The sequence below is a fragment of the Robinsoniella peoriensis genome, from assembly GCF_000797495.1.
Lineage (GTDB): Bacteria > Bacillota > Clostridia > Lachnospirales > Lachnospiraceae > Robinsoniella > Robinsoniella peoriensis.
In genome coordinates, this window is sequence record NZ_JTGN01000001.1 from 467,660 (window position 1) to 489,220 (window position 21,561).

At 41.0% G+C, this 21,561-nt stretch carries 17 protein-coding genes; 1 reads left to right on the forward strand and 16 read right to left on the reverse strand.

All coding sequences use genetic code 11. The annotated features are described in order from the left end of the window. Positions 1–10 precede the first annotated feature (10 nt). The 11 genes from QR40_RS01990 to QR40_RS02040 all read right to left on the reverse strand — a co-directional run bounded on the left by QR40_RS01990 (position 11) and on the right by QR40_RS02040 (position 13,997). The gene (locus QR40_RS01990) at positions 11–691 is read right to left on the reverse strand and encodes a hypothetical protein (protein WP_044293103.1); all 681 of its coding nucleotides are present in this window, start codon (positions 689–691) and stop codon (positions 11–13) included. Positions 692–744: 53 nt separating this feature from the next. Next, entirely contained in the window at positions 745–3,879 is a 3,135-nt protein-coding gene (locus QR40_RS01995) for an alpha-mannosidase (RefSeq protein ID WP_044293105.1), read from the reverse strand. Between the two features lie 129 nt (positions 3,880–4,008). After that, positions 4,009–5,289 carry a glycoside hydrolase family 125 protein gene (locus tag QR40_RS02000; RefSeq protein WP_027293539.1) on the reverse strand — a complete coding sequence of 427 codons (1,281 nt, stop codon included), beginning with the start codon at positions 5,287–5,289 and terminating at the stop codon, positions 4,009–4,011. Between the two features lie 238 nt (positions 5,290–5,527). Continuing rightward, positions 5,528–6,268 carry an RNA polymerase sporulation sigma factor SigE gene (gene sigE, locus QR40_RS02005; protein WP_027293538.1) on the reverse strand — a complete coding sequence of 247 codons (741 nt, stop codon included), beginning with the start codon at positions 6,266–6,268 and terminating at the stop codon, positions 5,528–5,530. Between the two features lie 11 nt (positions 6,269–6,279). After that, positions 6,280–7,113, reverse strand: coding sequence for a sigma-E processing peptidase SpoIIGA (locus QR40_RS02010; protein WP_044293106.1), 834 nt, complete (start codon positions 7,111–7,113; stop codon positions 6,280–6,282). Between the two features lie 318 nt (positions 7,114–7,431). Further along, positions 7,432–8,199, reverse strand: coding sequence for a type I 3-dehydroquinate dehydratase (aroD, locus tag QR40_RS02015; RefSeq protein WP_044293107.1), 768 nt, complete (start codon positions 8,197–8,199; stop codon positions 7,432–7,434). A gap of 89 nt (positions 8,200–8,288) precedes the next feature. Then, positions 8,289–9,281: a coiled-coil domain-containing protein gene (locus QR40_RS02020; protein ID WP_044293108.1), complete on the reverse strand. Its 993-nt coding sequence runs from the start codon at positions 9,279–9,281 to the stop codon at positions 8,289–8,291. Positions 9,282–9,597: 316 nt separating this feature from the next. Further along, entirely contained in the window at positions 9,598–10,614 is a 1,017-nt protein-coding gene (gene galE / locus QR40_RS02025) for a UDP-glucose 4-epimerase GalE (RefSeq protein ID WP_027293534.1), read from the reverse strand. Positions 10,615–10,777: 163 nt separating this feature from the next. Then, positions 10,778–11,698 (reverse strand): nucleotidyltransferase family protein, encoded by a 921-nt coding sequence (locus tag QR40_RS02030; RefSeq protein ID WP_044293109.1) that lies wholly within the window; start codon positions 11,696–11,698, stop codon positions 10,778–10,780. A gap of 257 nt (positions 11,699–11,955) precedes the next feature. Beyond that, positions 11,956–13,068 carry a phosphotransferase enzyme family protein gene (locus tag QR40_RS02035; RefSeq protein ID WP_044293110.1) on the reverse strand — a complete coding sequence of 371 codons (1,113 nt, stop codon included), beginning with the start codon at positions 13,066–13,068 and terminating at the stop codon, positions 11,956–11,958. Continuing rightward, positions 13,068–13,997: a nucleotidyltransferase family protein gene (locus QR40_RS02040; protein WP_027293531.1), complete on the reverse strand. Its 930-nt coding sequence runs from the start codon at positions 13,995–13,997 to the stop codon at positions 13,068–13,070. Before QR40_RS02040 ends, QR40_RS02035 begins: the two co-directional genes overlap by 1 nt. 174 nt (positions 13,998–14,171) lie before the next feature. Here QR40_RS02040 and QR40_RS02045 point away from each other — a divergent pair, with 174 nt between their 5' ends. Beyond that, positions 14,172–15,116, forward strand: coding sequence for an AraC family transcriptional regulator (locus tag QR40_RS02045; RefSeq protein WP_044293111.1), 945 nt, complete (start codon positions 14,172–14,174; stop codon positions 15,114–15,116). Between the two features lie 59 nt (positions 15,117–15,175). On the opposite strand, the gene ftsZ is transcribed toward QR40_RS02045, so the two are convergent. From ftsZ to murD, 5 genes are all read right to left on the reverse strand, one after another. Further along, positions 15,176–16,354 (reverse strand): cell division protein FtsZ, encoded by a 1,179-nt coding sequence (gene ftsZ, locus QR40_RS02050; protein WP_027293530.1) that lies wholly within the window; start codon positions 16,352–16,354, stop codon positions 15,176–15,178. Positions 16,355–16,660: 306 nt separating this feature from the next. After that, positions 16,661–17,668 (reverse strand): cell division protein FtsQ/DivIB, encoded by a 1,008-nt coding sequence (locus tag QR40_RS02055; protein WP_052430652.1) that lies wholly within the window; start codon positions 17,666–17,668, stop codon positions 16,661–16,663. Positions 17,669–17,745: 77 nt separating this feature from the next. Then, positions 17,746–19,008 carry a UDP-N-acetylglucosamine 1-carboxyvinyltransferase gene (murA, locus tag QR40_RS02060; RefSeq protein WP_027293529.1) on the reverse strand — a complete coding sequence of 421 codons (1,263 nt, stop codon included), beginning with the start codon at positions 19,006–19,008 and terminating at the stop codon, positions 17,746–17,748. Positions 19,009–19,086: 78 nt separating this feature from the next. Further along, positions 19,087–20,166 (reverse strand): FtsW/RodA/SpoVE family cell cycle protein, encoded by a 1,080-nt coding sequence (locus tag QR40_RS02065; protein ID WP_027293528.1) that lies wholly within the window; start codon positions 20,164–20,166, stop codon positions 19,087–19,089. Between the two features lie 19 nt (positions 20,167–20,185). Next, positions 20,186–21,544 (reverse strand): UDP-N-acetylmuramoyl-L-alanine--D-glutamate ligase, encoded by a 1,359-nt coding sequence (gene murD, locus QR40_RS02070; RefSeq protein ID WP_044293112.1) that lies wholly within the window; start codon positions 21,542–21,544, stop codon positions 20,186–20,188. Positions 21,545–21,561: the final 17 nt, after the last annotated feature.

The following is a 21,561-nucleotide window of genomic DNA, read 5'->3' on the forward strand; positions in this document are numbered from 1 at the left end:
AAGGGACGCTTTAGGCTTTACCGTATTTTTCTTTCATTTCCGATATAATCCGCCGGTTCATAAAAGCAACCAGAAAACCGTAGAAACTGCCCATAAATAAAACCGTTGTACCCGGGGAAAGTTCAAAAGCCAAAAGTATGATACCGAAAGCAGCCAGATTGCCGATGGCAGCCACTGGCTTGCCCAATGTATAAGCCAGTGCCAGTTTGCACACATCCGGGGAGGTTAATTCAGTATTTACCGTCAGAAAATACAGATTTGGCGTTAACAGCAATACAACAAGAAACAACAGCATAAATAAAACCGCCAGTAAAAACACCGGAACTATTCTGGTGAAAAAATTCAGGTTGGTCCATATCATAAAGATGGCTGTTAACTGAAGAGCCCCTGATTTTACTGCCTTTTTAAAGTATTTTTCATATCCTTTCCGATAATCTCTGACTGCACCGGCTTCGATTCCGGATACGAATCTGCCCATGGAATAGAGTACCGCTGAAAATGCAGGTGCTGCCGGCAGGAGGCACAAAAGAAATAGCGGCAGAAAAGTTCCGGCACGGCTGATACCTACAAATAGTAAAAATAACAAAACCGGCAGATTACATATGATAAACAGAAAATTTATTCCCAGGAAATAATATATCCTGCTAAAAAAATTCATAATCCGCTCCCAGTTAAAAATATCATGCTGCATTTCTTTTCCTCCTTTTACCGGCATGCCTTAGTTAGAGCGTGTCTGAAAAAACTCTAACATTTAAATAGAATTGTTTTAATTTCAAATGGCTTTAACATTATGGAGATTTCGGTTTCACTGCAAAATTCCTGAATCGGTCGTTCTCTCAGATCTCCTTCAGCCCAAGCGGTAAACTGGAATCCAGGCTTTATAGCTGCCTGGCATCTGGAACCAGCGAATTCATGGAAACGCACCACCAGGTAATTGCCGTCTTCTGATTTCTTAATGGCATCGGCCTCCACATGGTCACAGTCAAATACAAGGAAACTCTCATAGGGAAGTTTTGCCGTACCTTTTCTTAACTCTAACGGACGGTTTAACCGGTGGGCTTCCTGAATCACCCTGCCATTTATACAATCACCCCTATGAGGCAGAAGTGCATAAGTAAATTCATGCAACCCCTGATCCTGTAGATGATCCGGATGGGTAGCCGCCTTAAGCAGCGTGATTCTTAAAATATTATCCTTTACATCGTAACCGTATTTACAGTCATTTAATAGCGCAACCCCATAATCATGTTCTGATAAATCTGCAAATCTGTGAGCAACTGTTTCAAATCTAGCCTGATCCCAGCTGGTGTTCCAATGGTTCGGGCGCTTCACGTTCCCGTACTGCACATCGTATGTGGCATAAGTCGTTCGAATATCCACAGGGAATGCTGCTTTTAACAGCTGATGATTCTCATGGTAATCCACCTTTGTCCGAAAATCTATCCTGCGGTTATCCTCATACAAAATAATATCCTGTTCAACCGTAGAATTCATATATTTCCATTCCAGATGGACCACTGTCATAAGGGGACCGGAAACCACAATCTGGAATTTCTGAAGATCTGTAATTTCTTTCATCTTCTGCTGATAGAAAATATCAATATCCCAGGCATCATTCCCAAGAGGTTTGTCTTCAAACATCTGCAATACATTGCCCTTTGTTCCCTCTGCAAGCACTTCCCGCTTTGCATCCTTGTCATAAAGTCTGCTGATCTGCCCATGCTCGTTAAAATCAATAATATAATATTTTGTTTCGATACTTTTTCCTTCTATATAAGAGGAGTCATTTTCCAGTCCGGAATTATCCGCCCCGCCGGATTCTTTGACACACCTGATCTGTGCAAATCCCATCGCCGGAATTTCTCCTGTCTGGACATATGTTCCTTCCGTTCCGGTTTGCATTTTCAGGTTGTTTCCACTCTGATCCATGCAGCGGAGTATTCCCGTCTCAGGTATTTCTATAATGCCATCCAGCTTCCAGGATGCATGATTGAGAACCGTATAGGTATCTTCTGATTCATCCAGTATAATTCCATATGCTTCTTTTTCTACTTCCCTTGCAATATCTCTCGCTTTTTCATAGTCCACTTTGGAATCTTCATATACCTCATGGATAGAAGAACCGGGTATGATATCATGGAACTGGTTTGTCAAAAGGATTTTCCAACCTTCTGTCAGGGCTTCCTGATTCGCTTTTTTCAGATCTCCCTGGGAAAGTGCTGCCATGGCTGTCAGCCACTCCGTATTACCATACAGGTATTCCATTTTCCGGTTCATGCGCTTATTATAACCCTGGCTGGTATAAGTTCCCCTATGATACTCCAGATATAATTCTCCATCCCAGGTATGGACATATTGATCAGTATTCTTTACCGTATCCTTAAGGTCTTTAAAGTAAGCGCCTGCAGTGGAGGTCTTAAGCGCCGGAAGTCCCGGTATCTTATCGATCCGTCTTCTCTGCTCCAGCATATCCCTGTTCACACCTCCTCCCCCGTCTCCATATCCATAGGAAATGAGAAGTTCTTTGTTCATATCTTTTTCACTGTAAGCATCCCATACTCCTTTTACCGTCTTCGCCGTAAGCTGCCCGTTATAAGTGTAGAACCAGGATCCCGGTGTACTCCACGGATCCGGTGTAGTTATGAAATGGGTAAGGATTTCGCTTCCGTCTATGCCCTTCCATTTGAACGTATCATGGGGCATGCGGTTGTACTGGTTCCAGCTGATCTTGGTTGTCATGAACATATCTATACCGGATTTTTTTAAGATCTGGGGCAGCGCCCAGGAATACCCGAATACATCGGGAAGCCAGAGGTACTCCACCTCTTTATCAAATTCATCTTTTATAAATTTACTGCCAATTAATATCTGTCTTGTGAGAGATTCACCGCTTGTAATGTTACAATCTGCTTCTACCCACATGCCTCCGTCCACTTCCCATTGACCGGATTTTACTTTCTCTTTGATCTTTTCAAATATTTGCGGAAAATCATTTTTTATGTATTCATATAACTGAGGCTGGGTCTGCAGGAAGACATATTCAGGATATTGTTCCATCAGACGCAGAACCGTAGAAAATGACCGGGAACACTTTTCTCTGGTGTGTTTCAAACGCCACAGCCATGCGACATCTATATGTGTATGCCCAACGCATTTTACCAGTATCCGGGCATCCTTACCCATGCTTTCGATCTTTTCGTTTATCTTTTCATCTGCCAAATGAACAGATTCATAAAAGCTGCTGCTTCCCGGATAGGACCAGTCTATACATTCCAGCGCACTGTCCAGTGCTGTGCGCAGCTGATGTTTTACCGGGTCATCATCATGCAGATTTTTAACAGCATCTATTATCATAGATGACAAATAGTAGAGGTCATCCGTTTTTTCATCCAGCCAGGCAAGGTCAGCCTGATTGATTCTATGCTCCTGGGGAACAGGTGCTCCGCCGCCTTCCAGGCCCGACCACAGGCGAAATGTCAGATCCAGACTGCGTCCCAGATGCTCTTCCTCAAAAAACACTTCTTTATGGTTAACGTCTACCCCCTGGTATGGTGTTTTATCCACATACAGCAGTGACTCAAATCCCGAATTATTTCCGGCTCCGGTATTACCATAATCAAATATACCCAATACCTTTTTTCCCTTCCATTCTTCCGGAATTGTGATATCTTTATGAAGCCACAGATATCTGTCTCTTCCCTGCCAGGTATCATTTACCTGCATGCTGTCCCATCCATCGTAATCAGCCGGTACCTCAGGATTCACAGTTCCCTGACGGTCCTCACTTACCAGAAAATCACCCAGATGCATTACTTCACGATAACGGTATCCCTTCAGTTGTTGGGTTCTCGCTTCTAATTTATTATCCGTTAAAAACATGGCATCCTCCTGTGCTCTATCATTTATTTTTAGATATATAATTTTAATTTATTTCATATCATTTATATCATCGTACTATAACCAGACTGTATCTGCAATTTGCAGGATTCTATATTTAATGTACAAATTTTACTTATTTACATGGTAACCACAATATTCCAGTACCAGTTCACTAAACATAGCATTCGCCCATGAAAACCACTCCCTGGTATATTTAGTGGGATCATCCACATCGAAGCCTTCATGCATCAGTGCTTTTCCTCCATCGGTACTTTTCAGCACTTCCAGAATTTTTCGTTTTTCTTCCTGGGTGTCGCTGGTCAGTCCCTGCATAGCCAGGGAAATATGCCAGATATAGCGCACTGGTGTATGGGGGCTTCCTATTCCCCTGGCAGCTTTTCCTTCATAATAAAAGGGGTTCCCATCACTCAAAATAAATGCTCTGGTATTTTTTGCAACCTCATCACCAGGCCTTCCCGGAAGGCTTTTTCCCTGGTATCCCAGATATGACATCGCTAACAGGCTTGGTACATTGGCATCGTCCATCAGATTAAACTGTCCATATCCATCCACCTCATATGCATATATTTCTCCAAACCCATCTCTTCTGGTAATGCCATATGTCTCAATTCCTTCTCTTATCTCCTCTTTCAGTTTTCCTGATGCTTCTTTTAATTCCTGATCCTTTAATATTAACTCTGCAATTTCTTCCAGATATCCCAGGACAACTACTGCGAACATATTGGAGGGAACCAGATAACCGTATGTGCAGGCATCATCACTTGGACGAAAACCTGACCATGTCATACCGATTCCGGAACGGACCAAAGCACCTTTCCCATCTCTGGATAACGTATCCGTGAAAGTACAGTTTTTCCGGATAAAACGGTATTCAGACTTTTCTTCATGATATTGCTCTCTTTTGAAAACCTCCAGTATCTTTCTGGCTCCTTTTGCAAAAGTATCATTAAAATGTGCCGTCCGTCCGGTATTTTTCCAAAACAGATAGGAAAACTGAAGCGGGAAGCAAAGAGAATCCACCTCATATTTTCGTTCCCATATCCATGGTCCCATATCCGTTTCATCCTTTTCCCAGCAGTGTCCATTTGCAGCCTCATTAAATGCATTCGCATAGGGGTCAATTCCGATACACTGAAACTGCCGTTCAATCAATCCCTGCAGCGTATCTGCTATTTCACTGTCTCTGCCTGCCAAAATCAAATAGGGACGGAGCTGACACACTGAATCCCGAAGCCACATTGCGGGAATATCTCCGGTAATCACATAAGTTGTCCCATCTTCCATTTTTTTCACCGTGGTATCCAGTGTGTTTGTAAAGCAGTTGCGAAACATGTCAAACAAGTCTTCATCTTTTAATTTTTCCCGGACATCTTTCAGCAGGCATTCCATAGACTCCGGCAGATTCTTTGATTCATTTCCTACAATAACACCCATAATATTACCCCTTTTCTTCTTAAATAGTAAACTCACTTTACAAGTTGTTAGCACTATATTATCATTGCTTGCGACTAATTACAACTGAAAAATTATTAATATTCCAGATAAAAAATAACAGCGGAAGCAATCAGTCCACACAGGATAAAATCCCTGCCGGCTCACTACTTCCGCTGTTTGTTTTATATTGGAATTACTCAAACCTCACAATTTCTTTTTTCAGTCTCTTTATAATCTTCTTCTCCAGTCTGGAGATATAAGACTGGGAAATACCAAGCAGATCTGCAACTTCTTTTTGTGTTTTTTCTTCCCCGTCTCTTGTATTAATACCGAATCTCAACTGCACGATTGTTTTTTCTCTATCTGAAAGTTTTTCAATTGCTTTTCCCAGCAATTTCCGTTCAACTTCATTTTCCATGTCTTTATATATTACATCTTCGTCCGTTCCCAGGATGTCGGATAATAATAATTCATTTCCATCCCAATCCACATTCAGCGGTTCATCGAATGACACTTCCATCTTTGTTTTATTATTTCTTCTCAGATACATTAAGATTTCGTTTTCTATACATCTTGAAGCATAAGTTGCCAGTTTGATATTTTTCTCCGGATTAAAGGTATTAATTGCCTTAATTAAACCAATGGTTCCTATTGATATTAAATCCTCTACTCCGACACCTGTATTGTCGAATTTTTTTGCTATGTATACTACTAATCTTAAGTTGTGTTCGATTAATAACGATTTCGCATCACTATCGTATTCCGTTCCCAGGTCACTGATTACCTCAGCCTCTTTTCCCGGCTCTAAAGGTGCCGGAAGCACTTCACTGCCGCCAATATAATGAATATCATTTGGCCTTTTCAAAATAAGGTTGGGAAGCGATGATACAACGCGAAACTGAAAACGATGTGGCATTGAAACTTTTATAACCATTTTTATTCCTCCTAATCTTCTAACATTGAAGGGTTTAATATCATCTGATATTTTCCCTTCGCACTAACGGACTCTTTTGTGACTGCTGCAACAGCTCCTTTGATAAGCTGCGACGCCCCAGACCTTCGTATGCTGATATAATCTAATCGTATTCCCGGCAGCAAACCATTTTTTTCTCCAATAGAATGATACGGGATATAACAAATTTTCTCTGTTAACGCTTCTGCAGTTTGAAATTGGTACATCTGGAGTATCTGATTTTTTACTTCCTCTTCCAACATATCACTGATGGCATCAAAATCAATGATATTTACCGGCTTTCCGGTAACCGGCTGTTTTAACTGATTTCCGGTATCGCACAACCCCATTACATGTTTGTTCTTACCATTCAGATTAATTACAACCTCGTAAAGATATTCTGTTTTTTGTTTGTATCTCTGATAGCAGCTTAAAATACATCGCAAGGTAAGAAAACTTATTACTCCCAGAAGAAGACCACTGGAAGCAATTTGCCCCAGTAACATCTCCCAGATGCCTCCCAGAACAAAAGCTGATAAATACAGAATTATCGTACCCCGTATTAAATGGTCTCTGTCCTTTATCCTGCACCCTATTTTAACCATAAGCACACTCAGAATGCCAAATCCGCAAATGTTATAAACGAATGTATTTTGAACGGGCAATATGATAAGAATACACATCCCTGCTGCCCCAAGCACACTGGCTAAAAGTATCCTCCACCAGTTTGTCTGACATTTCAGTGAACGGCGTACCAGTGTAAGCAATAGATAATCCATTATCATATTTTCCAAAAAGAATTTATCTATGTATATTTCATAATACACAAAACACCCCCTGCCACCAAAATGAATGCTTTGATCCAAGCACTATTCATTATAGGTGATAGGGGGTGTGAGTTTTGTCAAAAACGCAACGCTATATTCAATTTTTCTTCGACAGACCTCGACAGCCTGGTACCGCATTGTGTAATTAATGGTGAATAAAGTGCCTGATATCTGCATCAGATATGCGTCCACGAAGCAACGACGCAGTGGATCACGGCTAGTGCCGCCCGGCGTGCTTATTGCGTAGATAACGGGTGTTTAATTCACTGTTTATTATGCAAAAATGTACCAGCTTCCTAAACGTATTCTAAAAAAGCTTTATAAGCCATATCTGCCAATGATATTTAATACCTGTTCCAGCTTTTCTACCGGAATCTGTCCCGGTGCGGAGACCTGTCCTACAGCGCCAAAAGTTACTGCTGAACCAAATATTTCTCCGGTAATTCTGCTGACAAATCCCATGCTTCCCATTGACATGGTAATGAAAGGCCTGTCCGCATAAGACTCCTTCATTGCCAGCGTAGCATCCAAGAGCGTTAACACGTCCTGCCGCTCAGCTGGCATAACTGCTATCTTCGTAATATCGACACCAGCTTTCTGCATTTTCTGCAATCGCTCTACAATTTCATTTTTAGGCGGAGTCTTCTCAAAATCGTGGTTGGATCCCACTACCTTAACACCGTGCCTGTGTGCACTCTTCACAATTGGAGCACTCACTGCTTCTCCACGAAATATCTCTACATCAACTAAATCGATATATCCTGTCTTAACAGCATGCAGATTCATATCTACATAGTCCTTCATCTCAATCGGGCGATTCCCCCCCTCATCCACCGTGCGGAAAGTAAACAGCAGTGGGATCTCACCAAGTATCTTGCGCAATTCTTTCAGGGTTTCTGCCATCTTTTTCTGATCCATAACATAATCAAAAAAATCCACACGCCACTCCACCATATCAATAGGACGCGCCGTAATCTTCAGTGCAGTTTCCAATATTCTTTCCTTACTTCCACCCACAATCGGAACACATATTTTCGGCATTCCTTCTCCAATTGTAATATTCCTGACTTTAACTGATAAATCCATACGGTATCACTCCTCATCATGTATTTAATTTATTACTAACAGAGCCTGGTGCCAGCAAGTTCCTTGCCGCAGATTGCTGTAATAAATAATCAAGCCAGCTCCAGCTTCCGCTCATGTTCACCTAAAATCGTTCGTGTTTCCATAATCTTCACAAAATTATTCATGATCCTCTCTGTATTAACATCAATCTTCGTATTCAGATTTCTGGTAACCTCATTGAGTTCATCCACCTTATTCTCAACACGTTCCATTCTAAGATTCATATTATGCATTTCACTATGGAAACTTAAGATTTCTTTCTGAAGCGGTTCTAACCGTTTACTCATGTTATGATCGATCCTTGCCTCCATCGCTTCAAGTTTTGCATCAAATTCCTTTTTATTCTTATCAAATGCTGCATCAATCTCCGACTTCAGACTGCTTCTCCACTGAGTGTTGTTGTTATGCTGCTCTGCAAATCGCTTGTCCAACTTCTGATCCTGTTCTGTAAATTTCTGATCTATCTTTTTTTCCTGATCTGTAAATCGCTGATTTATTTTCTGATCTATTTTCTTTTCCTGTTCTGCAAACCGCTGATCCAACTTCTGATCCTGTTCTGCAAATTTCTGATCTATCTTCTTTTCCTGTTCTGTAAGTCGCTGATCCAACTTCTGATCCTGTTCTGCAAATTTCCGATCTATCTTCTTTTCCTGCTCTGTAAATCGCAGGTCCAACTTCTGATCCTGTTCTGCAAATTTCCGATCTATCTTCTTTTCCTGCTCTGTAAATCGCAGGTCCAACTTCTGATCCTGCTCTGCAAATTTCCGATCTATCTTTTCATCTTGTTCTGCAAATCGCTGATCCAACTTCTGATCCTGTTCTGCAAATTTCCGATCTATCTTTTCTTCCTGTTCTGCAAATCGCTGATCCAACTTCTGATCCTGTTCTACAAATTTCCGATCTATCTTCTTTTCCTGCTCTGTAAATCGCTGATCCATTTTCTGATCTATCTTCTTTTCCTGTTCTGTAAATCGCAGGTCAATTTTTTTCTCCTGCCTCTCAAACATTTTGCCAATTTCTTTTAGTAGAATGGTATTTTCCATCCGATTCACCTCGTGTTTTCTATTTTATCATATACTATTTCCAAAGTCTATTTAGTTTTCAAGGTACACTTAATTTCATTGGGGGTTTTTAAGAATAGTCTGTCAAAATTATTTTCCAGATTGGGATTGAATATCCCTAAGATTGTTATTGCGTTTATGTGATTTATATTTTATCTTATTTACATTTATATGTCAATAAGTTTTCATTTATTTTCGTAATAAGACTTTAATAAAAAACAGAACCGATGTATTTATACACCAGTTCTGCCAAGATTCATTCGCAATTAATGTTGTTTCTGCAAATATTTCTATATATTTACTCTTCGTATCCGTTCGGGTTATTGCTCTGCCATCTCCAGGAATCTTCACACATTTCCTCAATGCCTCTTTCAGCTACCCAGCCAAGCTCTTCTTTTGCCTTTGCGGCATCTGAATAGCATGTTGCAATATCACCTGCACGGCGTGGTTTGATCTGGTATTTGATTGGCTTTCCACAAGCTTTTTCAAATGCTTTTACTACCTGAAGTACACTGTATCCATTTCCGGTTCCCAGATTATAAATATTTACACCTGCTTTTTCTTCTATTTTCTTTAACGCTTTTACGTGTCCTACTGCAAGGTCTACTACGTGGATATAATCACGTACGCCAGTTCCATCCGGAGTATCATAGTCATCTCCAAAGACACCGAGACATTCTAATTTTCCGACTGCAACCTGTGCTATGTATGGTACCAGGTTATTTGGAATTCCCTTAGGATCTTCTCCGATTAATCCGCTCTTATGTGCTCCAATCGGATTAAAGTAACGAAGCAATACCACATTCCACTCCGGATCAGCAACATGAAGATCTGTTAATACCTGCTCCAGCATTCCTTTGGTCTGTCCATAAGGATTTGTTATTTTTCCCTTCGGGCATTCTTCCGTAATCGGAATAAATGCAGGATCTCCATATACAGTTGCAGAAGAACTGAAGATAATGTTTTTCACATTATGGTCTCTCATTACTTCGCACAGGATAAAGGTACCTGTCATGTTGTTATGATAATATTCCAAAGGTTTTGCTACAGATTCTCCAACAGCTTTCAATCCTGCAAAATGAATTACGGAATCAATCGATTCCTTATCAAAAATTTCATTTAATTTTTCTCTGTCCAGGATGTCAGCTTTATAGAACGTTACTTTTTTACCTGAGATTTCTTCTACTCGCTGGATTGCTTTTTCGCTTGAATTGTAAAGATTGTCTACGACAACCACATCGTACCCTGCGCTTAATAACTCAATACATGTATGGCTGCCGATATAACCAGCCCCGCCAGTAACTAAAATTGCCATGATGTGCTCCTCCTCATTCTTTGCCAACTGAATTAGTTTCTTTTATAGTCTATACCCACTCTGTATATTTCGCAACATATTTTTGCATTAGAGCGTGCCTGAAAAATGCTTTCTGCAAGATGTGCGTCACAAAGCTGCTTTCATTAATATCCGTGATTGCACGTTATTTCCATAAAAACTCCGGATACAGTCCGGTCATCTTTAAATTCTTAATCGCATTTACTACATACTCTTTATCTTCTTTGTAAGTAACCCCATACCATTTATCCAAAGATTTTAAAACCTCTACTGTCGCTTTTCCTTCATCGATCAGGTCATTTACAACTGTAGGCAGAAAATACTCACATTTTAATGGATTCATTTTCAGATTCTCATCCAGAAACTTCGGAAATCTATCTTTTAATTCCTGAAGGATACTGCCTGAAAATCCCCACATATTCATAGACACTGTGCTTCCTTCCGGTATCTCTGTCCAGGTTGCACCCTCGTCTTCCGTATATTCAGCCTTACCATTTCTTTTTTCAATATGGGTTCTTTCATTTATTCCTGTCAAATAGTGATGATCATCGGTCACACAGACTCCTCTGGCAACATGCCCATTATCTGTCAGGGTATTTTCAAGGACATACCCAACCATCGTATAACGGTATTTTGCATCATCCTGGTGATTAGACAGGTAATCATAGATCATCTGATAGGCATGCCGTCCATAGTAATCATCTGCATTGATGACTGCAAATGGGCCATCTACCACACTACTGCAGCTAAGCACTGCATGACCTGTTCCAAATGGCTTCTGACGCCCCTCTGGTACCTCATAACCTTCCGGCAGGCTGTTCATCTCCTGATATACATACTCCACTTCCAATTGTCTTTCCATCCGATTGCCAATTGCTGCCCGGAAATCTGCCTCATTTTCTTTTTTAATGATAAATACTACTTTTTGAAAACCGGCCCGAATGGCATCATAAATGGAAAAATCAATAATCATATGTCCCTGTTCATCTACTGGATCAATCTGCTTCAGTCCGCCATATCTGCTGCCCATTCCTGCTGCCATGATCACTAAAACTGGTTTGCTCATATTCTTCCTCCGTTTAGCTTAAATCATTCCTAGTACAGCATTGCGTAATTAATGGTGAATAAAGTGCCTGATATCTGCGTCAGATGTGCGTCCACGAAGGGACACGTAGTGGATCCTACGGCTAGCTTCGTGGGCGTGCTTCCGGCGTAGATAGCGAGAGTTTAATTCACTGTTAATTGCGCAATGATGGACTACTAAGTAAGTTTATCACAAAAGAAGAGATTTGGGCACCCCCTTTTCCTTATGTACCTTTAAAATCATAGATATTTTTCTACAATATCCGCCATTTCATTCCACTTGTCTTCCATATCTGCCACCAGTTTAAACTGAGTTCGGCATCTGTCTACATTATGCTTATCCCGATGAATCTTAAAATAAGTATCACCTTGCAGATAATCCGTCAGAAAACGCATACCGCATTCGAAAGTCATCAGCTTGGCACCTGTAGGAAGCATTTTAATCTCCATTTCCGTAAGGCTACCCGCACATCCTTCGATATAACCTTTTGTATATAATGCAAACAGATTCAGGTCACAGGAAATTTTTGATAAATCCTTTTCATCTTCCGCTCCGGTGCTGGCACCAAAACGAATGGAATCACCAAAATCATTCAGTGCTAATCCCGGCATTACGGTATCCAGGTCAATGACACATATACCCTTTCCAGTCTTGTCATCAATCATAATATTATTAAGCTTGGTGTCATTATGGGTAACCCGCAGCGGCAGTTCTCCTTTTTCCAGCATATCACACAGGATATGGGCATCCGCTTCCCTCTCCAGGACAAATTGAATTTCCGGCTGTACCTCTTTTGCCCTTTGGCAGATATCCTCTTCCACCGCTTTTTTAAACTTGTCAAAGCGATCGATTGTATTATGGAAATCTTTAATAGTTTCATGCAGGGTTTTTGCAGGATAATCCGATAGAAGCCTTTGAAAATTGCCAAATGCAACAGCACTCTGATAAAAATCATCTGGTTTTTCTACAGCATCATAGCTGGTTGCACCCTCGATGAATCCATAGCTGCGCCAATATTCACCGGAAGAATCCACATAATAATGTTCTCCTTTGAGCGTAGGAATCACATTTAGAGTCTCACGTTCCGGATCACCTCCCATCTGAATTATTTTTTTTCTCAGAAAGGATGTCACATGAACGATATTCTCCATTAATTCTACCGGGTTTTTGAAAATCTCACGGTTCATACGCTGTAGAATATATCTTATCATTTTGCCTCCATTATCAAATATAAGCAAAAATGTATCATTGATATGCCCGCTTCCATAAGCATTGCCGCTTTGATAAACTCCTTCATATTGAAAATTCTGAATCACTTCCTCTAACTTACTGCAAGTTTCTTGTTTTGCCATTACTGTTCCTCCCACAATTTTTCAGGATACAATCCCTGCTTCTTGAAATTCTCTACCGCATCCACAACTACCTGCTTATCTTCTTTATAGGTAACACCATACCATCTGTCAGAAGATTTCAGTACTTCTACCGTTGCCTTTTTTTCTTCCAGAAGCTCACCTACAACAGTTGGTAAGAAGTATTCACATTTCAGAGGATTGCTTTCTAAATTTTGTTTCAGGAATGCTGCAAACCGGTTTTGCAGTTCCTCTAAGATACTCTTAGAAAATCCCCACATATTCATGGACACCGTACTTCCTGCCGGAATCTTAGTCCAGGTTATTCCGTCATCTTCCGTATATGCTGCACCTTCGCTGCGTTTTTCAATACGGGTTCTTTCATGAATGCCTACCAGGAATCCCTGCTCATCAGTCTCACAGACACCTCTTGCAACATGTCCGTGATCTGTCAGCGTATTTTCCAGTACGTATCCCACCATAGTATAGCGGTATTGTTCATCATCCTCATGGGTACTTAAATAATTGTAAATGGTTTCAAAAGCATGTTGTCCATAATAATCATCTGCATTGATAACTGCAAATGGTCCGTCCACTTTTCCCAGACAGCTTAAAATTGCATGTCCTGTTCCCCAGGGTTTTACTCTCCCCTCCGGAACTTCAAATCCTTCCGGAATGTTATGTAAATCCTGGTAAACATAAGAAACATCCATTTGTTTGCTCATCCGGTCGCCGATGCATTCCTTAAAATCTGCCTCATCCTCTTTTTTAATAATAAATACTACTTTTTCAAATCCTGCTTTCACTGCATCAAAAATGGAAAAATCAATAATGATATGTCCCTGCTCATCTACAGGATCAATCTGTTTCAGGCCTCCATAACGGCTTCCCATTCCTGCTGCCATAATCACCAATACTGGTTTCATGTCCATACATCTCCTTTTATCTTTTATTTTTTATTCATCTAACTTTGTATTAACGTCATTATAGTATACCTTTTCTCAAAAATATTTGTACAATCTTTCAGCAATTTTGCACTATCGGATTTATTATTTGCATTTTGTCCAAAAATGCGATATTCTATAGCATACAAGGGGGTATTTTTTATGGAATATAAAAGCATAACACTTCATGAAGATTTTCGAATTGATCAGATTGTCACAGTTCATTATTTTGAATATACCAGTGACTTTAAATTTGATGGAGAATCCCATGATTTCTGGGAATTTTTATGTGTGGATAAAGGAGAGGTGTCGGTTATGTCTGACAGCCATAAGATCTCTTTAAAAAAGGGGGATATTATATTTCATAAGCCCAATGAATTTCACAATGTTACAGCAAATGGACTGACGGCACCCAATCTGGTCGTTATTTCTTTCATCTGTGATTCACCACGCATGAGTTTTTTTGAGAACAAAATCCTGACCATCGGAGAAGTCGAAAGAAATTTTCTGGCATCTATCATTATCGAGGCGATGCATACATTTACTTCTCCTTTGGATGACCCTTATCTGGAAGAAATGGAATTAAACCCGGAGCATCCTTTTGGCAGCCAGCAGTTGATTAAGATTAATCTGGAACATATACTGATACAACTGTATCGAAGATACACCGCACTGCAAAGTCTGACTCCCATCACGAAATCTATTAAAGCAAAAAATGATGAAGAAATCTATAACCGTATCGTAAACTATCTGGTGGGCAATATGAAAAACCAATTAACCATAGAACAAATCTGCCGTGACAATCTGATCAGCCGGTCTCAGCTGCAAAAGCTTTTCCGTGAAAAGAATAACTGCGGCATTATAGATTATTTCTGTAAGATAAAAATAGATGCTGCCAAACAGCTGATCCGTAATAAAAATATGAATTTTACTCAGATTGCAGATACTCTTGGCTACACATCCATACACTACTTCAGCCGTCAATTCAAGAAAGTAACCGGGATGACTCCCAGTGAATACGCTTCCAGCATTAAAGTTTTTTCGGAACGCCATGACGGAATGATGAAACCAAACAGCACAGCAGCACACAAGTCAAGCCCGGAATGAAATCATCCCGGGCTTATTTTAAACAGATACTTTCTCTATCATGACATTCGAAGTTTCTATTATCTTCTCTTTAAGAAATCAGGAATCTGAATGTTTTTCTCAGCTACGTTACTTTCAGGTGTTCTCAATTTCCCTACAGAAGAACTTGGAGTTGAAGTTCTTGTATTCTGAGGTACTGTGTTTCTGCTCGGTGCTGCAGATTTCTGGAAACCAAATCCTGTATTCTGCTTTTCTTTTCCAGCAAAAGAACTGCTGTACTCCGGCACGATCTTCTTATTCACAGATGGCTGTGAACCAGCATGTTCGTCCAATCCGGTTGCAATAACCGTAATACTTGCTTCATCTGCATAAGTATCATCATACATCGCACCAAAGATAATATTAGCATCATCTCCGGTAAGTTCCTGTACATAACTTGCTGCATCATTGGCATCCATCAGAGAGATATCACCGGAAATATTAATGATAACATGAGATGCGCCTTCAATCGTAGTCTCCAGAAGTGGACTGGATACTGCCTGCTTCACAGCCTCTAACGCTTTATCATCGCCCTTAGCCTGTCCGATACCGATATGGGCAATACCCTTATCTGTCATCACTGTCTGAACATCTGCAAAGTCCAGATTGATCAGTGCAGGTAAGTTAATCAGGTCTGTAATACCCTGAACTGCCTGCTGCAGAACCTCATCCGCTTTTTTCAAAGCTTCCGGCATGGTAGTTCTTCTGTCTACAATCTCTAATAATTTGTCATTTGGAATTACAATTAAAGTATCAACGTTGTCCTTTAATTTTTCAATACCTGTCAGGGCATTATTCATACGTGTTTTTGCTTCAAAACGGAAAGGTTTTGTTACAACACCAACGGTAAGAATTCCCATTTCTTTTGCCAGGCCTGCCACAACCGGAGCTGCACCTGTTCCTGTTCCGCCACCCATACCACAGGTAACGAATACCATATCTGAACCCTGCATAGCCTGTTTTAATTCTTCTGCACTTTCCTCAGCAGCCTGCTGCCCAACCTGAGGCTGTGCTCCTGCGCCGAGTCCTTTTGTTAATTTCTCACCAATCTGAATTGTAGTAGGCGCTTTGCATAACTGCAATGCCTGCTTATCAGTATTCACACCGATAAATTCTACTCCTCCAATTGTATCGTCCACCATTCTATTTACAGCATTATTGCCTGCACCGCCCACTCCAATTACAATAATCTTCGCAGCGGATTCAGCTTCGTTTGTCATAATCTCTAACAAGGGTATTTCCTCCTTCTCGTATCTGTACATTCTAAAATTCATTTACAGTTTTGGACAATATCATCCCAGTATCCAAACTGCATTTATTATATAATATAGTTTTTTCTCAAATTAATCAAGTAGATTTTTAAATTTCATTGTTTTTTTAAGCATTCTTCATAAAATCCTAACATATATAAAAGAATATGCATTACGGATTCGATTTCATACTCCGGTAATCGACAAAAACAGCGTTTTTCAGTCAATACCGGTTCTTAAGAATTCTTTGCATACCGGGGCAGTCAGTTTTGCGGCCTAATTCAGGATATAGGCACCGGTATACGGATCAATATATCCATAACCATCTGTAATAACCTGTCCATCATCACCCAAATACTGCTGCGTCATATCATTTGTTACGTTTCCTGCATCATCGGTATAAACTTCATTTCCGGCCGCATCCTTGGATACTCTTCCCGATTCCTCTTTATAGTTAGGTCCTGAGCTCTTGCTGCTTTCACTTTCTGACTCGCTCTCGGATTCTCCTTCTTCCTTACCTGCACTGTCTTTCTTGCCATTTCCCTTCTTAAAAATAGCCGTACTGGAATCTGCAGTAAAATTTTCCATATCCAAAGTGCCATCCATAGTAGACATTTTCGGATAGATCGCCTTCAGATTAGAGATCTTTTCTTCCAGGTTTTTATTCTGTCCCAAAAGTACCGTGTTTTTTGCAAAATACAATGACATGGCATTTTCTTCATCAAAGTGGATTTCATCCGGCATAATTGCATTCTTATTCAGAAGCTGTGCCAGAGTCACCACTGACTTAAACAGGTCTTTATCTTCAATCGGCAGTTTTCCCAGTACTTCCACTTTACCAAGATTCACCCCGGAAATCATGGGAACTCCCTCTCTCACTTCCTGAGAGTTCTCCATGACAACCCCGTCCTTATCAAAGTATACATTTGATCCAGCAGTTTGGATATACCCGACGATGGTTTTTTCATAAACATGAATACGAACCTTATATGGAGCCAGCATCTCTATTTCCACCGTACTTAAAAAGGGAAGTTCTTCCTGGATATTCGCGTGGCTGTATTTCCACGTCAGATAAATTGAATTCTGCGCCATAGAATCTGACATTACCATTTTCTTTATCTCGTCTGCCGTATAATAATCATTCCCCACAACTTCTACCTCTTGAATGCGGAATAATCCAAATACTACAATTGCACTTATTAATAGAAGTGCGAGAATTGATAAGGCAGCTATTTTTCCAATTTTTTTCCTTCTCTTCTTCTTTCTTTTGTAGCCCTGCTCCATACTAATCACCTGTATCCTCTCATTTTAAAACAATTTGTGACTACCTGACTGCATTCCCCATTCTCCGAGTCAGATAATTACTCTGTTATTTCTATAGGAGAGATCCTGGCTCCCAATGCCTTCAGATCTTCACAGATATCTACATATCCCCTATCAATAAAATGTTTATTACTTATTCTCGTAACTCCCTCGGCCATCAGACCGGCTATAGTAAGTGCAGCACCTCCCCGAAGTTCTGACGCTTTTACATCACAGCCTGTCAGCCTATCTACGCCTTCGATATGTGCTTCCATTGAGTTGGTAAGCACCCTGGCCCCCATCCGGTTCAGTTCTTCAGCCACATGGAATCTGGCTTCGAATACTGTTTCCCGTATGCAGCTTTTCCCCTTTGCCATACAAAGTACTGCCATAAGCTGAGACTGCAGATCTGTAGGAAAACCCGGGTATGGGTTGGTCTCAATAAACGGGACCGGAGCTCCAGCCCTTCTTGCATCTACTCTCAGACAATTACGGTTCCATCTGAGGGAAGCTCCCATTTTACCTGATAGATACAATATATTTTTTATCTGATCCACAGGCGCGTTCCACAATGTGACACATCCCCGGCTGCCCAGAGCTGCCAATACATATGTCCCGGCTACAATTCTGTCCGGTCCCATAGTATATTCTGAATCATGCAGCCTGTCAACACCACGGATACAGATACAGTCACTTCCCATCCCTGTTATTCTGGCCCCTTTTTTATTTAAAAATACAGCCAATTCTACAATTTCCGGTTCTCTTGCCGCACCTGTCAGAACTGTCGTTCCGTCCGCTAGCACGGCACCCAGAATAATATTTTCCGTGGCACCCACGCTCGGGAAACGCAAATGAATTCTGGCACCGCAAAGACCCTTTGTCTGTGCCAGAAGCAAACCTTCCTGCTCCTCTATGCAAACACCCATCTGCCTGAAGGCTTCCAAATGAAGATCAATTGGCCTTGCTCCGATTGTACATCCACCCGGATAAGGTACATGTGCTTCTCTATGCCTGCCCAGAAGGCTACCTAATAAAATAATAGATGAACGCAGCTTGCCTGCATGATCTGCCGGCACTTCACAGCAGTCCAGGCAGGATGCATCAATTACAAGTGTATCATCCTTCCAGCAGACGCGGCATCCCAATTGTTTTAGTATCTCTACCATATACATAACATCCAAGATTTTCGGACAATTATGCAGAACCGTGATTCCATCATGCAGAAGTGTTCCTGCTATAATAGGAAGTATGGCATTTTTCGAGCCTTGTATCGCGATTTCCCCGTGCAACGGATGACCACCCAGAACTTTTATACCATCCAAGTAAGATTCCTCCGATAACTTCTAATGACCGCTATAAGGCGGCCATTAAACCCATATATCTCATTATATGCACGGAATCTATTTTTGCCACCGGCTGACACTAAGCGCCAGCCCCATTTCCGACAGCAGGAATAGTACGGAAGTTCCTCCATAACTGATAAACGGAAGGGTGATACCGGTATTGGGAATTGTATTTGTTACAACCGCAATGTTCAGCATAACCTGAATGGCAATATGTCCCATAACGCCCACCGCAATCAAAGATCCGAATAAATCCTTGGCATGAGTCGCAATCACCATAAAACGCCAGATCATGACAATAAATATAATAATCAGAATAATGGCACCTGTCAGCCCCAATTCTTCGCAGATAATAGAAAAGATCATGTCATTTTGTGCTTCCGGAACGAATCCCAGTTTCTGAATGCTCTCCCCTAATCCTCTTCCGAACAAACCTCCTGAACCAATCGCGTAAAGCCCCTGGATCGTCTGAAAACCTTTTTCAAAATTCTCCGGATTCTTCCAGATTGCAAGACGTTCCAGGCGATAGGATTCCATACTCAGAAAAATGCTGATAAATCCAATCCCAACGGCACCTATCCAGATAAACTGCAGATATTTTGGATTTGATACAAAAATCAGAATAACCGCAATACCAAGGATAATAATAGCTGTACTTAAGTTATTCGTTCCAACCAGACCTACAATCGGGAGTACCAGACCAATAACCATAGATATCAGGAATACATTTCCCCGCTTTTTTTTCTGGCTGCTGACCATATATGCCAGAAATAATATGACCGCCAGCTTTGCAAACTCAGATGGCTGGAAAGACAGCGGTCCAAGAGACAGCCATCTCTTTGAACCATTATAAGAATCCCCAAAGATCAGTACTGCCCCGGATAATGCCAGGGATAGCAGATAAGCATAGAATGCAAACTTCCCGAAAATATGGTAATCCATTCTGGAAACGATCAGCATCGCCACAATGCCCAGGATTGTTGCAAATAATTGTTTTTTAAAATAATAGCCGGGATCAGCAAACTTAACCTGGCCATTATATGCGCTTGTACTATAGAGTGTTATTAAACCAAAGCAAATTAAGAAAAGCACGATTATCAGTAGTGTGTAGTCCTGTCTTTTCACACCTTGATTCAAACCATCACTCCTTTTTTAATTAATGAAGATGTCTTACATGCTCTTTAAAAACCCGTCCCCGCTCTTCATAATTGGGAAACATACCCCAGCTTGCACATGCCGGTGAAAGTAATACGGCATCGCCCGGATTGGCTTTTTTAGCACAGATATCAATAGCTTCTTCCAGTGAATCTGCCAGAATAATGTCATTGAAACCACATCGTTTTGCTGCATCTGCAATCTTCTCCCTAGTCTGCCCGATTAATACCAGGTAACGGACTTTTCCATCAAAAGAATGGATCCACTCATCATAGGAAGAATTTTTATCATAGCCCCCCCCAATGAGTAATGTGGGGCGGTCCATAGCCTGAATTCCTTTCATTGCGGCATCCGGATTCGTACCTTTTGAATCATTATAATATGCCACACCGCGAACCTTAGTCACATACTCTATTCTATGTTCCACAGCCGTAAATCTTGTTATTACATAATGAATTTCTTCAAACGGCACTCCAAAAGCTATCGCCATTGCCACAGCTGCCATAACATTTTCATGATTATGCCTTCCGGGAAGTTTTAACTCGCTGATCTGGCATACCGTGATTTTATTTGTACCATCATTGTATTCAATCGCTCCATCATTTATGTAAATACCCTTATCTAGTGTACGCAGGCTGCTGAAAAATAATACCTTGCATTTTAGCGAACTGCCAAATTCTCTTAACAGCTCATCTTCATAATTCAGGACACAGGTATCTTCTTCTCCCTGATTTAAGGTAATACTCTCTTTTACCCGGATGTATTCCTCCATGGTATGATGCCGGTCCAGATGATCCGGTGTTATATTTAAAACAGCGCTCACCTTTGGCCGGAAAGAATGTATGGTTTCCAGCTGAAAGCTGCTGATTTCCGCTACTGTTACCGCATCGGGAGTCATTTCCAGCGCAACCTGGGTATAGGGATTCCCTATATTTCCAACTACATACACTTCCTTAGCATGATACTTCATGATCTCTCCAAGCAGGCTGGTTGTAGTAGTCTTTCCATTGGTTCCCGTAATTGCAAGCACACTTCCTTTGCTGTTAACATAGGCAAGTTCTACTTCACCCCAGACTGGAATCCCGTTTTCCCTCATTTTGTTCACAAGAGGAAGATCCGTAGGTACACCCGGACTTAAAACCGCCAGATCAAGGCTTGCCATAATATCTTCCGGCAGGTCTCCGATTATAATATCCGCATTGCTGCCCATTGGCAGTCTTTCACTTATTTCTGCTTTTGTAAGTTTTGTATTTCCATCATACAGGACTGGTTTCGCTTGTACTTTTTCCAATAATTCTACCGCACCTATACCGCTGATTCCGGTACCAAATACAAGAACTTTCTTGTCCTTTAATTCCATTGTAATCCTCCTAACCG

What these genes read in the sequence shown, in the direction of transcription:
- QR40_RS01990 (WP_044293103.1), bottom strand. Translation starts at nt 691, where the DNA reads ATGCAGCATGATATTTTTAACTGGGAGCGGATTATGAATTTTTTTAGC.
- QR40_RS01995 (WP_044293105.1), bottom strand. Translation starts at nt 3,879, where the DNA reads ATGTTTTTAACGGATAATAAATTAGAAGCGAGAACCCAACAACTGAAG.
- QR40_RS02000 (WP_027293539.1), bottom strand. Translation starts at nt 5,289, where the DNA reads ATGGAATGCCTGCTGAAAGATGTCCGGGAAAAATTAAAAGATGAAGAC.
- sigE (WP_027293538.1), bottom strand. Translation starts at nt 6,268, where the DNA reads ATGGTTATAAAAGTTTCAATGCCACATCGTTTTCAGTTTCGCGTTGTA.
- aroD (WP_044293107.1), bottom strand. Translation starts at nt 8,199, where the DNA reads ATGGATTTATCAGTTAAAGTCAGGAATATTACAATTGGAGAAGGAATG.
- QR40_RS02020 (WP_044293108.1), bottom strand. Translation starts at nt 9,281, where the DNA reads ATGGAAAATACCATTCTACTAAAAGAAATTGGCAAAATGTTTGAGAGG.
- galE (WP_027293534.1), bottom strand. Translation starts at nt 10,614, where the DNA reads ATGGCAATTTTAGTTACTGGCGGGGCTGGTTATATCGGCAGCCATACA.
- QR40_RS02030 (WP_044293109.1), bottom strand. Translation starts at nt 11,698, where the DNA reads ATGAGCAAACCAGTTTTAGTGATCATGGCAGCAGGAATGGGCAGCAGA.
- QR40_RS02035 (WP_044293110.1), bottom strand. Translation starts at nt 13,068, where the DNA reads ATGGCAAAACAAGAAACTTGCAGTAAGTTAGAGGAAGTGATTCAGAAT.
- QR40_RS02040 (WP_027293531.1), bottom strand. Translation starts at nt 13,997, where the DNA reads ATGGACATGAAACCAGTATTGGTGATTATGGCAGCAGGAATGGGAAGC.
- QR40_RS02045 (WP_044293111.1), top strand. Translation starts at nt 14,172, where the DNA reads ATGGAATATAAAAGCATAACACTTCATGAAGATTTTCGAATTGATCAG.
- ftsZ (WP_027293530.1), bottom strand. Translation starts at nt 16,354, where the DNA reads ATGACAAACGAAGCTGAATCCGCTGCGAAGATTATTGTAATTGGAGTG.
- QR40_RS02055 (WP_052430652.1), bottom strand. Translation starts at nt 17,668, where the DNA reads ATGGAGCAGGGCTACAAAAGAAAGAAGAAGAGAAGGAAAAAAATTGGA.
- murD (WP_044293112.1), bottom strand. Translation starts at nt 21,544, where the DNA reads ATGGAATTAAAGGACAAGAAAGTTCTTGTATTTGGTACCGGAATCAGC.